The organism is Sphingobium sp. (assembly GCF_049304695.1).
In the GTDB taxonomy this organism is placed as follows: domain Bacteria; phylum Pseudomonadota; class Alphaproteobacteria; order Sphingomonadales; family Sphingomonadaceae; genus Sphingobium.
Map to the genome: position 1 here is coordinate 69422 of NZ_JBAQOK010000020.1, position 11821 is coordinate 81242.

Sequence of the window (11821 nt, forward strand, 5' to 3'; positions counted from 1 at the left end):
CTCTATCGGGGGCGTTTGCTGCCCGATTCCAGCACGGTTTCCATCGCGACGAAGGTCGATGTGCTGGCGACATGGGGCAGGGCGGAGATTTTTTCGCCCAGCACTGTGCGATAGCGGCGAATGTCAGCGGTCCTGACCTTGAGCAGATAGTCGAAGCTGCTGGCGATCATGTGGCATTCCTCGACTTCGGGGATGCGCCGCACGGCTGCGTTGAAAGCGGCCAGAGCCGTTTCGCGCGTGTCGGACAGCTTGACCTCCGCAAAGGCGACATGGGTGAGGCCAAGCTTCGCGGGATCGACGATCGCTCGAAATCCCTGAATGACGCCGGCGTCCTGTAAGCGTTTCAGCCTGACCTGACAGGGTGTCTTGGACAGGCCGACCTGCACGGCCAGGTCAGTCACCGTTTTCCGGCCGTCCTCGACCATCGCGGCGATAATCTTGCGGTCGAATTCGTCCAGTTCGACTGTAGAGGTCTTGTTATCCATGCCTTCTGCCTAGCAGGATGGCGATAATAAGTCATTTCGATCTGGCTGGACGTTCTGAAAGGGCGGAACGATCAGGTAAAACGAGATATTATCCCGTGATGACCCAGCAAGCCCCCTTCGCGACTTTCGCTCCCCCCATTCGTGACCAATCCGCCCTGCGGCAATCGATCACGGCCGCCTATCGTCAGGACGAGGCGGAGGCACTGGCGCCATCAATCGCGGCGGCGACCATGCCCGATGCGACCCGCGCGGCCATTGCGGATACCGCGCGTGCGCTCGTCACGGCGCTGCGCGCCAATCATAAAGGTACGGGCGTCGAGGGTCTGGTGCAGGAATATGCGCTGTCAAGTCAGGAGGGCGTGGCGCTGATGTGCCTGGCCGAAGCGCTGTTGCGTATTCCCGACAATGACACGCGCGATGCGCTGATCCGCGACAAGATCGCCAATGGCGACTGGAGCGCGCATCTGGGCGGGGACAAGTCGCTGTTCGTGAATGCGGCGACATGGGGACTGGTGGTCACGGGCAAGCTGGTGGGGAGCGTCGATGATCGCGGGCTTGGCGCGGCGCTGACGCGACTGGTCGCGCGTGCGGGCGAACCGGTGATCCGGCGTGGCGTGGACCTTGCCATGCGGATGATGGGCGAGCAGTTCGTCACCGGCGAGACCATCAAACAGGCGTTGAAGCGCGCGAAGGAGATGGAGGCCAGGGGCTTTTCCTACAGCTATGACATGCTGGGGGAAGCGGCCACGACGGCGGCGGATGCGCATCGCTATTTCGCCGATTATGACGCGGCCATCCATGCGATCGGTAAGGCGTCGAACGGGCGTGGCATCTATGCGGGGCCGGGCATATCGATCAAGCTGTCGGCGCTGCATCCGCGCTATGTCCGCGCACAGGCGGATCGGGTCATGGGTGAACTGTTGCTGCGTGTGAAGACGCTGGCGCTGCTGGCCAAACGATATGACATTGGCCTCAACATCGATGCGGAGGAGGCGGATCGGCTGGAACTGTCGCTCGACCTGCTCGAAAGTCTCGCGCTCGACACCGATCTGGCCGGCTGGAACGGGCTGGGCTTCGTGGTGCAGGGCTATGGCAAACGCTGTCCCTTCGTCATCGACTGGATCGTCGATCTGGCCCGCCGGGCAGATCGGCGGATTATGGTGCGGCTGGTCAAGGGCGCCTATTGGGATGCCGAGATCAAGCGGGCGCAGGTGGATGGGCTGGCGGATTTCCCGGTCTATACGCGCAAGGTCCACACCGACGTGGCCTATGTCGCCTGCGCGCGCAAACTGCTGGCCGCGCCCGACGCGGTGTTCCCGCAATTTGCGACCCATAATGCGCAGACGCTGGCGGCGATCTATCACCTCGCCGGACCCGATTTCGCCATAGGTCGTTATGAGTTCCAGTGTTTGCACGGCATGGGCGAGCCTTTGTACGAACAGGTGGTCGGCAAGGGTAAGCTGGATCGGCCGTGCCGCATCTATGCGCCGGTCGGCACGCATGAGACGCTGCTGGCCTATCTGGTCCGCCGTCTGCTGGAAAATGGAGCGAACTCGTCCTTCGTCAACCGGATCGCAGACCCCGATGTGTCAGTCGATGAGATGATCGCCGATCCGGTCGATGTCGTGCGGGCGATGGCGCAGCCGGGCGCGCGGCACGACCAGATCGCACGACCGGCGGACATCTATCCCGATCGGCGCAATTCCGATGGCATCGACCTGAGCGATGAGAGTTCGCTCGATACGCTGACAGACGCCTTGCGCCATAGCGCCACGATTGAATGGACTGCCTCCGCTGAAGGAAGCACGGGCGACAGACGTTCTGTGCTCAACCCGGCGGATCATCGCGATGTCGTGGGCATGGTGACGGATGCCACGCCGCAGGATGCGCGCACGGCAGCGATCCGTGCCGCCGCATCGCTTTGGCCCAACACGTCGGTGGCAGACCGCGCTGCCATGCTAGATTCCGCTGCCGACGCGATGCAGGTGGAAATGCCCGTGCTGTTGGGCCTGATCGTGCGGGAGGCGGGCAAGTCCATTCCCAACGCCATCGCCGAGGTGCGCGAAGCCATCGATTTCCTGCGCTATTATGCGGCGCAGGCGCGCGCGACCTTTGGGCCGAAGCAGCAGGCGCTTGGGGTCGTTACCTGCATATCCCCATGGAATTTCCCGCTGGCGATTTTCACAGGGCAGGTCGCCGCAGCGCTGGTCGCGGGCAATCCGGTGTTAGCCAAGCCTGCCGAGGAAACCCCGCTGATTGCGGCGCAGGCCATTCGGCTGTTGCATGAAGCGGGCATTCCCGCCGATGCATTGCAGTTGATTCCCGGTGACGGAGCAATCGGCGCGGCACTGGTGGGGGTGCGGGAGACAGCCGCAGTGATGTTCACCGGATCGACCCAGGTTGCCCGGCTGATCCAGCGGCAACTGGCGGATCGGTTATCGCCCGATAATAAGCCCATTCCGCTGATCGCCGAGACGGGCGGGCAGAACGCGATGATCGTGGATTCGTCCGCGCTGGCCGAACAGGTTGTGGCCGATGTCATCGCTTCGGCGTTCGACAGCGCGGGCCAGCGCTGTTCGGCGCTGCGCGTCCTGTGTTTGCAGGAAGAGATTGCCGACCGGACGCTAACGATGCTGAAGGGCGCGCTGGCCGAACTGCGGATCGGCCGCACCGATGTCCTGGCCAACGACATCGGCCCTGTCATCACGGCGGAGGCGCAGGCCAATATTACCGCGCATATCGATGCGATGCGAGCGGCTGGGCGCAAGGTGGATCAAAGCGTGCTGCCCGATGATGCCTCGTACGGCACCTTCGTTGCGCCCACGATCATAGAGATCGACAGCGTGTCGCGGCTGGAGCGGGAAGTTTTTGGCCCGGTTCTGCACGTACTGCGTTTCCGGCGCGATGGGCTGGACGCGCTGGTCGATCAGATCAATGCGACTGGCTATGGGCTGACGTTCGGGCTGCATACGCGGCTGGATGAAACGGTCGCCCGCGTCACTGCACGGGTGAAGGTGGGCAATATCTATGTGAACCGCAATGTGATCGGCGCGGTCGTGGGCGTGCAGCCCTTTGGCGGGTGCGGCCTGTCTGGCATGGGACCGAAGGCGGGCGGACCGCTTTATCTGGGGCGGCTGGTCAAGACGCCGCCTGCCTTCCCGGCGCCGATCACGCCGCTCCAGTCGCCTGTCCATGTTTTTGCCGATTGGCTGGAGTTGCAGGGGGATGCAGAAGCGGCGATTCATGCACGGCGGACCGGCGACGCATCATTGCTTGAGTTGGCAATGGTGCTGCCCGGACCTGTGGGTGAGCGTAATCTCTACGCGCTGCACCCCCGAGGCTGCGTGCTGATGCATCCTGCGACGCGCCAGGGACTGTTCCGGCAGATGGCGGCGGTGCTGGCGACGGGCAATTATGGCGTGGTGCAGGGGATGGCGGTGCCGCCCGGCCTGCCGCCGCAAATCGCCGTGCGGTTTGGTGCGGAGGGGACTGAGCCGATTGCCGTAGCACTGGTGGAGGGGAGCGCTGCGCGGGTTGCAGCCGTGGTGCAGTCGGTCGCGGACCTGCCGGGGCGGATCGTGTCGGTTCATGCCGAAGGGGCGGACGGCTATTGCCTCGACTGGTTGCTGGAGGAAGTGTCGACGTCCATCAACACCACGGCTGCCGGGGGGAACGCCAGCCTGATGATGATCGGTTGATGGAAGGGGTCAGCGGGCGGCGGCTACGGACGTCTTGCCCCTGACCATGGTCGCGCGGCCATTGGCACCATAGGCGACGGTGGCTTCGGCCTGCGCAGTCTGGGGATCTTTGCCATCGACGATGGCGGCGATCTGATGCGCGCTGGGGAGCCGATCATAAACGCCATAGAGGTCCGTCTGGCCGACCATGTGGATCGACAATTGATATCCCGTGCCGACCGAGGCGGGATCGAAGGCTAATATGGTGCCGCTGTCATCGATCGGCACGATCATCGTTCCGTCGCTGTGCCCGCTCTGCTGGAGCATGTCGTAGGTGCCGTCGGCCGTGGTCACGGTGCCGCGCACGCACAGCGCATCCTTGCCTTCGCGCGGCATCGGGGTGTCGAGCGAGGTTGCAGTCCGCGAAGGATCGACGCTGTTGAGGCGGGCGTCGCCCTGCTGAGCGGTGGGGCAGTGGCCGAAGCTGGCAGGAGCCGTGGTGTGGAGGATCGAGGTGTCGTCCAGCGACAATTTGGACAGCATGCCGTCGAGACCGGCCAGAACTTCGCCCCGGCGCGCGGTAGGGCCAGTGACGCGGATCTTGACGATCCAGCGCCCGGCATGGACGAAGCCTGCCGCCGTCGTCAGCGCGCCTTCGGCAGCATCGTCATAGACAGCGCGGATGGCACTGTTGGCCTTGCCCGCTGCGGATGTGCTGGCATAGGCGGTGCGGCGCGTCTGGGTGCCAAAGCGCGTCATGATCGCCTTGTCGGTCATATAGGCGGCGAGTGATGCGTCGGCATAGGTGGGAAGATAGACGTAGAGCGTGGCCTGCACCGCGCCGTCTTCGGAAAGATATTGCGCATAATTGTCCACGGCTCGCCCGCCGTTGGACACTTCGCCGCTTTTGGTCAGGGACAGGGAGGCGACGGTTTGCGGCAGGCTGATCCCCGCAGCGGTGGCGCGGATGGCGGTGTCGCCAGGCGTCCATGCCTCGACCGTGTCGGCGGCAATTTCCTGAGCGAGGACCACAGGTGTAGCGACACAGCAAAGGGCTGTGGCGAGGGCTGAAAAGAGAAAGCTGGCGCGCTTTGGCATGGCATCCTGTCCCGGTCACACCGTCTTTGCGCGGCGTTGATTGGTTTGGGACAAGGCTACAGACAATGCACGACGGCGCAAGCCGCTTTTCAGGTCGCCGCCGGGATTTGTGCGCGATAATGGGGCAGGGCCGGGTCATGATGCGCCCAGTCGGGGGCGGCGTCGGTCCAGATTTCAGCCTGCGGTGCGATGAGGCCGGGATCGTCCAGTGCGCCGGCGCGGATGAAGATGAGGTGCGGGCGCGATTCGGCCTTGCTGAACAGGGGCGTGCCGCAGGTTGGACAGAAGCCCCGCTGCATGGCGTTGCCGCTGTCGGCGGTACTGTCGTGCCAGCGCACTTCGCCAGTGGTTGTGACGGCATCGGAGGGGAAGCAGACATTGACCGTCGATCCGCCGCCGCCCAGATATTGGCACAGGCGGCACCAGCACATGCGGGCGGCCATGGGTTCGGCGTCGATCGTGATGCGGACGGAGCCGCAGAGGCATTGAGCGTTGTGGGGCATGGCCAATCCTAGGATAAAGTCCGTTCGTTTCAAGCATGCCTGGAAACATACAGGGCAGCGCTTGTGGCTTTTCGACTTCGCTCGAAGCGAACGGGGTGATGCAAACGGGGTTTGGTGATCCTGCCTTACCGACCCTGACGCCGGGCCATGAAGGCGAGCCGTTCGAACATCATAACGTCCTGCTCATTTTTCAGCAGCGCGCCGTGGAGGGGCGGGATCGCTTTGGTGGGGTCGCTGTTTTGCAGGACGTCAAGCGGCATGTCTTCGTTCAGGAGCAGCTTGAGCCAGTCGATCAGTTCGCTTGTCGACGGCTTTTTCTTCAGGCCCGGCACATCGCGTATCTCGTAGAATATATCCATCGCGCGGCTGACCAATATTCGTTGGATATCGGGGAAATGAACGTCGACGATGGCCTGCATCGTGTCGCGATCAGGGAATTTGATATAGTGGAAGAAGCAGCGACGCAGGAAAGCGTCGGGCAGTTCCTTCTCGTTATTCGATGTAATGATGACGACCGGGCGTTCGCGCGCGGCAATAGTTTCGCCGGTTTCATAGACATGGAAGGCCATGCGATCGAGTTCCTGCAACAGGTCGTTGGGAAATTCGATGTCGGCCTTGTCGATCTCGTCGATCAGCAGGACGGGCAGGGTGGGGGATGTGAATGCCTCCCACATCTTGCCCTTGCGGATATAATTACCGATGTCGTGGACGCGTTGGTCGCCAAGCTGGCCGTCGCGCAGGCGAGCGACGGCATCATATTCGTAGAGACCCTGATGCGCCTTGGTCGTGGATTTGACGTTCCATTCGATCAGCGGCGCGCCGAGCGCGGTGGCGATTTCCTGCGCCAGCACGGTCTTGCCGGTGCCCGGCTCACCTTTCACCAGCAAGGGGCGACGCAGCAGGATGGCGGCGTTGACCGCCACCTTCAGATCGTCGGTGGCGACATAATCGCGCGTGCCTTCAAAGCGCATATGGGTCCAATCGCTTGCCTAACCTGTCCTCTGACTAGGCAAGGCGAACGTCAGGCGCAAGGCGCGTGCGTAAAGCGAAGGTTAGCCAAAGTGCGATCAGCGCGCCCTAAGGATCAGTTCTGGCGGGCGCGCACGTCCGCACGAGCCGCGAGCAAGTCCCACAGGCCGCGATGCTGGTTGAGAAGCTGGCGCGCGCCGAACTGCATGGCGCGGTCGATGGCGTCGTCGCCGCCCACGGCACGGGCGACGTCGAGCGTGGCGGCGCGTTCGGGCAGGTGGCAGCGATGCGGTTCCAACCCTGCACGGACGGCGGCGATGTCGAGCACATGGCGCACGGCGCGCCAGTCGAGGACCAGCGCCATGGCCGCGCCCATGGCGCAGCCGCGACGGTCGGACTGGGCGAGCATATCGAGGGCGTGGCGTTGTTGCCCCACGGTGCTTTCGCAATCGCTCTGGCCAGCCGTGCTGGGGGCAGGACCGGCGGCGACCGTGACCTGCGCGAGATAGGCGCGTTCGGCGGCAAAGGCGTCGGCGGCCTCGATCAGCCAGACGCGGGCGGCATTGTCGGCGGATCGGGTTGCGGCATGATCAATGACGCCGGGATGACGGCCATGCAGCATGCAGAGATAATAGGCCGCGTCGGCCAGATCGCCGAGCGAGAGCAAGGCGTCGCGGGCCACACCGCTGCTGGCGCGATTTGCATAGGCGTGGGCCGCCGTGCCGTCGGCGCTCACCAACGCCTCCAGGACATGCGATATGTCGCCAAACTGATAGCGCGGTGCCGCTTCGCTCATTTCTGCAATTCCCTGTTCGTCCAGTCCGCCGATCGGTGTTGCAACGTAGATTAAGAGGTCAGGGTAAAGGAGCCGTTACGTGTAAAACAAAAAAGGGCGACCCGTGAGGCCGCCCTATTCTGGCATCGCATGCGATGGCGATTACTGGTCGAGGAAGCTGCGCATCTTGCGGCTGCGCGAGGGGTGCTTGAGCTTGCGCAGCGCCTTCGCCTCGATCTGACGGATGCGTTCGCGGGTCACGCTGAACTGCTGGCCCACTTCCTCGAGCGTGTGATCGGTGTTCATGCCGATGCCAAAGCGCATGCGCAGGACGCGTTCTTCGCGCGGAGTAAGGCTGGCAAGGACGCGCGTGACCGTTTCCTTCAGGTTGGCCTGAATGGCGGCATCGACCGGGATGATCGCATTCTTGTCTTCGATGAAGTCGCCCAAATGGCTGTCTTCCTCGTCGCCGATCGGCGTTTCGAGGCTGATCGGCTCCTTGGCGATCTTCATCACCTTGCGGACTTTTTCCAGCGGCATGGACAGACGCTCTGCCATTTCCTCCGGGGTCGGTTCGCGGCCCTGCTCATGCAGGAACTGGCGGCTGGTACGGACCAGTTTGTTGATAGTTTCGATCATATGGACCGGGATGCGGATGGTCCGCGCCTGATCTGCGATCGAACGAGTGATCGCCTGCCTGATCCACCAGGTTGCATAGGTGCTGAATTTATAGCCGCGACGATATTCGAATTTATCGACGGCTTTCATCAGGCCGATATTGCCTTCCTGAATAAGATCAAGGAATTGCAGGCCACGGTTCGTATATTTTTTAGCGATGGAGATGACGAGGCGCAGATTGGCTTCGACCATTTCCTTCTTGGCGATGCGCGCTTCACGCTCGCCCTTTTGCACCATGTTCACGATGCGGCGGAACTCGCTCAAGGACATGCCCGTCGCCTGCGCGATTTCGCTCACCTCGTTGCGGATGCGCTCGACGGCACGGCTTTCAGCAGCGGCGAAGGCAGCCCATTTCTTGTCCACGCCAGCGACGCGATCCATCCAGCCGTCGTCCAGCTCATGATTCACATAGCGGTCCAGAAAGTCCTTGCGGCTGACCTTGTGCCGTTCGGCCAGACGCATCATCTGGCCACCCAAGGCGGTCAGGCGACGGTTATAGGCATAGAGCTGATCGACCAGATATTCGATCTTCTGCTGGTGGAATTGCACGCTCTCGACCTGCGCGGTCAGGCTTTCGCGCAGTTCCTGATAATGGTCCTCATGCGCCTGGCTCATCACTTCGCCAGCGCCCATCGCATTCATGCGTTCGGACTGCGCCTTGGAAAAAGCGCGGAAGATTTCGGTGATGAGGGCGAACTTCTCAAGCGCCATGGGCTTGAGCGTTTCTTCCATCTGGGCGAGGGAAAGGGTGTTGTCCTCTTCCTCTTCTTCCTCGACCCGGCGAGCGCGCCGTTCGGACGAACCATCCTCATCCTCTTCGGCGTCGGCGGATTCTTCCTCCGGCTCTTCTTCTTCCTTGAAGCTGGGACCGGCGGTTTTTTCGCTGATCTCGCCATTATCGTCCTCGGCCCCTTCCTCCAGATTTTCAGGAGCGGGGTCTTTGGACAGCATGGCGTCGAGATCGAGAATCTCGCGCAGCTGCATTTCGCCATTGTTGAGGGCGGTGGACCATTCGATGATCGCATTGAAGGTGGTCGGGCTTTCGCACAGACCCAGAATCATGGTGTCGCGACCGGCCTCGATCCGCTTGGCGATGGCGATTTCGCCTTCACGGCTGAGCAGTTCGACCGCGCCCATTTCCCGCAGATACATGCGCACCGGATCATCGGTGCGGTCGACCGTTTCCTTCTTCTTTTCGGTAATCAGCTTCGGGCCGTCGTCGTCGGAACTTTCATCCGCCGAATCATCGTCGCTGTCGTCGCGCTGCGGCTCTTCGCCGTCCTCGCTCGCTTCCTCATTTTCAACGACGTTCACGCCCATTTCGTTGAGCGCGGACATCACGTCCTCGATCTGATCGGTGGACATCTGGTCCTGCGGCAGGGCGTCGTTCAGTTCGTCATAGGTTATGTAGCCGCGCTTTTTGGCGCGGGAGAGCAGTTTCTTGACCGAGGCTTCGTTGAGGTCGAGCAGGGGGGCGTCGCCGCCTTCATCACCGCCGTCGCCCGCACCCGCTGCACTCTTGCTGTTCGCCTTGGTCGCCATCTACTCGCCTTACTCCGCCGCCCCCTGATAAGGGACGATCCAAATCAACCTAAATCAAACAATGTCTTCGGACTGCACCAGTTCCGCCAACCGCAGGTCATGTTCTGCCTTCAGCGCGCGAACCCGTTGCTGTTCCGCCAGATTTTCCTCGCTCACATCGCTCGTGAAGCGTTTCGTCGCTTCGACCAGTGCTGCTTCCAGTTCCGGTCCCTGCACCATCACACGAATGGCTTCCTCCAGATCACGTTGCACGCGATCGGGGTCTGACGCCATCTTATGCGGGGTGAATGTGAACGTGTCGGCCCGGAGCATCCCCTTAGCCATATTATACAAGTCACCTCGTCCCAATATGGTAAGGAGTGCCTGTGTTTCAACTGTTTCTTTGCGAAACGACGCCGCAATCATCGCAGCGAGCAATTGGGCGAGCGCAGGGTCGCCGACATGGAGGCCCGCCAGCGTCTCGCGATGGGCGATAATCTGCTGAGGATGGCGCAGCAGGCTGGCGAGAATCGCACGCAGCAACCGCTGTTCCATGCCTGTTGCGCCGATCGCGCGGACTTCCTGTCCGGCGGGCGCCAGCGGCGCTTTCCAGTTGCCGCGCCGGTCGCGTTGCCATTTGCCCGGCCCGCCTGCGCCAGAGCCGCGTTGGTTCGGGACGAAGGCGGGGCGAGCGAAGAAGAGCGCGTCGTAACGCTGGCGAAAGGCGTGGGCGTAGTGGGCGCGGATGTCGGGGTGCCCAATCGCTTCGGTGATCGCGGCCAGCCGTTGTTTGAGCGCGGCCTTCTGTTCGGGCGTGTCGAGCGGGGCGGCGGCCTGTTCATGGGTCCACAGGCGATCGACCAGCGGCTGCGCTGCGTTGAGCACGGCGTCCATGGCAGCGGGACCATCGGCGCGGATCAGGTCGTCGGGGTCTTTGCCGGGCGGAAGCGTGGCGAAGGCGAGGCTATGGCCGGGGCGCAGCAGGGGCAGGGCGCGGGTGGCGGCGCGGATCGCGGCCTTCTGCCCCGCTGCATCGCCATCGAAGCAGAGGATCGGCACTTCGACCATTTTCCATAGCCGCTCGATCTGATGCTCAGTGAGGGCTGTGCCGAGCGGGGCTACGGCGTCGGCGAACCCGGCTTGGGAAAGGGCGATGACGTCCATATAGCCTTCGACCACGATCACCCGGCCGGTCGTGCGGCTGGCGGGGGAGGCGCGGTCGATATTGTAGAGGGTGCGGCCCTTGTCGAAGAGGGGCGTGTCGGGGGAGTTGAGATATTTCGGCTCGCCTGCGCCCAATATGCGACCGCCGAACGCGATTGTGCGCCCGCGAATGTCGCGAATCGGCAGCATCAGGCGACCCCGGAAACGGTCGTAGCTTTCGCGTCTGGTCTTGCCCGGCTCCAGACTGTCAGGGTCGATCAGCAGACCCGCTTCGACCAGCATCGGGTCGCCATAATCCTTGAGCGCGGCCTTGAGTCGGTTGCGGGCATCAGGCGAGTAGCCAAAGCCGAAGGCGCGGCGGGTCGCGTCGCTGATGCCGCGCTGTGTGAGGTAGGCGCGGGCCTGCGCGCCGTCGATCCCGGCCAGTTGTTCTTCGAAGAAGGTTTGCGCTGACGCCATGGCGTCATGCAGTCCCTTGGCCTGCTCGGCGCGTTTGGCGGCGCGGGGATCGGCGGCGGGGACGTCCATGCTGGCGGCTTGGGCGAGTTCCTTGACCGCCTCCATGAAGGGCAGGCCGCGCTGGTCCGTCATCCACTTGATCGCGTCGCCATGCGCGCCGCAGCCGAAGCAGTGGTAGAAACCCTTCTCATCATTGATCGTGAAGCTGGGCGTTTTTTCGTTATGGAACGGACAGCAGGCCTTATATTCGCGGCCAGCCTTCGTGACCTTGATGGTGCGGCCGATGAGGGTGGAGAGCGACGTGCGAGCGCGTAGTTCGTCCAGCCATTGCGGGGTTAGGGTCATGGGTGGTGCTCGGGATTTGGCTCACAACCGCCGTTCGTTTCGAGCGAAGTCGAGAAACCTGACGCGCCACGCTCGACACTGGAGCAGGTTCAGGCATATTCGATAAATGGCCTTCTGGACTTACATACTCAAATGCGCGGATGGTTG

General features: G+C 62.8%; 8 protein-coding genes. 1 reads left to right on the forward strand and 7 read right to left on the reverse strand.

Annotated elements, in window-relative coordinates; all coding sequences use genetic code 11:
* Nucleotides 1-2 precede the first annotated feature (2 nt).
* On the reverse strand, nt 3-485 hold the full coding sequence (locus WA070_RS03040; protein WP_422632692.1) for an Lrp/AsnC family transcriptional regulator: 483 nt from the start codon (nt 483-485) through the stop codon (nt 3-5).
* Nucleotides 486-583: 98 nt separating this feature from the next.
* Here WA070_RS03040 and putA point away from each other — a divergent pair, with 98 nt between their 5' ends.
* The gene (gene putA, locus WA070_RS03045; protein ID WP_422632693.1) at nt 584-4183 is read left to right on the forward strand and encodes a trifunctional transcriptional regulator/proline dehydrogenase/L-glutamate gamma-semialdehyde dehydrogenase; all 3600 of its coding nucleotides are present in this window, start codon (nt 584-586) and stop codon (nt 4181-4183) included.
* 9 nt (nt 4184-4192) lie between these two features.
* On the opposite strand, the gene WA070_RS03050 is transcribed toward putA, so the two are convergent.
* The 6 genes from WA070_RS03050 to dnaG form a co-directional block, all read right to left on the reverse strand.
* Nucleotides 4193-5260, reverse strand: coding sequence for a hypothetical protein (locus WA070_RS03050; RefSeq protein ID WP_422632694.1), 1068 nt, complete (start codon nt 5258-5260; stop codon nt 4193-4195).
* Nucleotides 5261-5349: 89 nt separating this feature from the next.
* On the reverse strand, nt 5350-5763 hold the full coding sequence (locus tag WA070_RS03055; protein WP_422632695.1) for a GFA family protein: 414 nt from the start codon (nt 5761-5763) through the stop codon (nt 5350-5352).
* A 125-nt stretch (nt 5764-5888) separates the two neighbouring features.
* Nucleotides 5889-6734: an AAA family ATPase gene (locus tag WA070_RS03060; RefSeq protein WP_422632696.1), complete on the reverse strand. Its 846-nt coding sequence runs from the start codon at nt 6732-6734 to the stop codon at nt 5889-5891.
* A 113-nt stretch (nt 6735-6847) separates the two neighbouring features.
* Nucleotides 6848-7528, reverse strand: a complete 681-nt coding sequence (locus WA070_RS03065) for a DUF6975 family protein (RefSeq protein ID WP_422632697.1) — start codon at nt 7526-7528, stop codon at nt 6848-6850.
* Nucleotides 7529-7669: 141 nt separating this feature from the next.
* Entirely contained in the window at nt 7670-9727 is a 2058-nt protein-coding gene (rpoD, locus tag WA070_RS03070) for an RNA polymerase sigma factor RpoD (RefSeq protein ID WP_422632698.1), read from the reverse strand.
* 54 nt (nt 9728-9781) lie between these two features.
* Nucleotides 9782-11674, reverse strand: a complete 1893-nt coding sequence (gene dnaG, locus WA070_RS03075) for a DNA primase (RefSeq protein ID WP_422632699.1) — start codon at nt 11672-11674, stop codon at nt 9782-9784.
* Between the last annotated feature and the right edge of the window lie 147 nt (nt 11675-11821).

What these genes read in the sequence shown, in the direction of transcription:
- WA070_RS03040 (WP_422632692.1), bottom strand. Translation starts at nt 485, where the DNA reads ATGGATAACAAGACCTCTACAGTCGAACTGGACGAATTCGACCGCAAG.
- putA (WP_422632693.1), top strand. Translation starts at nt 584, where the DNA reads ATGACCCAGCAAGCCCCCTTCGCGACTTTCGCTCCCCCCATTCGTGAC.
- WA070_RS03050 (WP_422632694.1), bottom strand. Translation starts at nt 5,260, where the DNA reads ATGCCAAAGCGCGCCAGCTTTCTCTTTTCAGCCCTCGCCACAGCCCTT.
- WA070_RS03055 (WP_422632695.1), bottom strand. Translation starts at nt 5,763, where the DNA reads ATGCCCCACAACGCTCAATGCCTCTGCGGCTCCGTCCGCATCACGATC.
- WA070_RS03060 (WP_422632696.1), bottom strand. Translation starts at nt 6,734, where the DNA reads ATGCGCTTTGAAGGCACGCGCGATTATGTCGCCACCGACGATCTGAAG.
- WA070_RS03065 (WP_422632697.1), bottom strand. Translation starts at nt 7,528, where the DNA reads ATGAGCGAAGCGGCACCGCGCTATCAGTTTGGCGACATATCGCATGTC.
- rpoD (WP_422632698.1), bottom strand. Translation starts at nt 9,727, where the DNA reads ATGGCGACCAAGGCGAACAGCAAGAGTGCAGCGGGTGCGGGCGACGGC.
- dnaG (WP_422632699.1), bottom strand. Translation starts at nt 11,674, where the DNA reads ATGACCCTAACCCCGCAATGGCTGGACGAACTACGCGCTCGCACGTCG.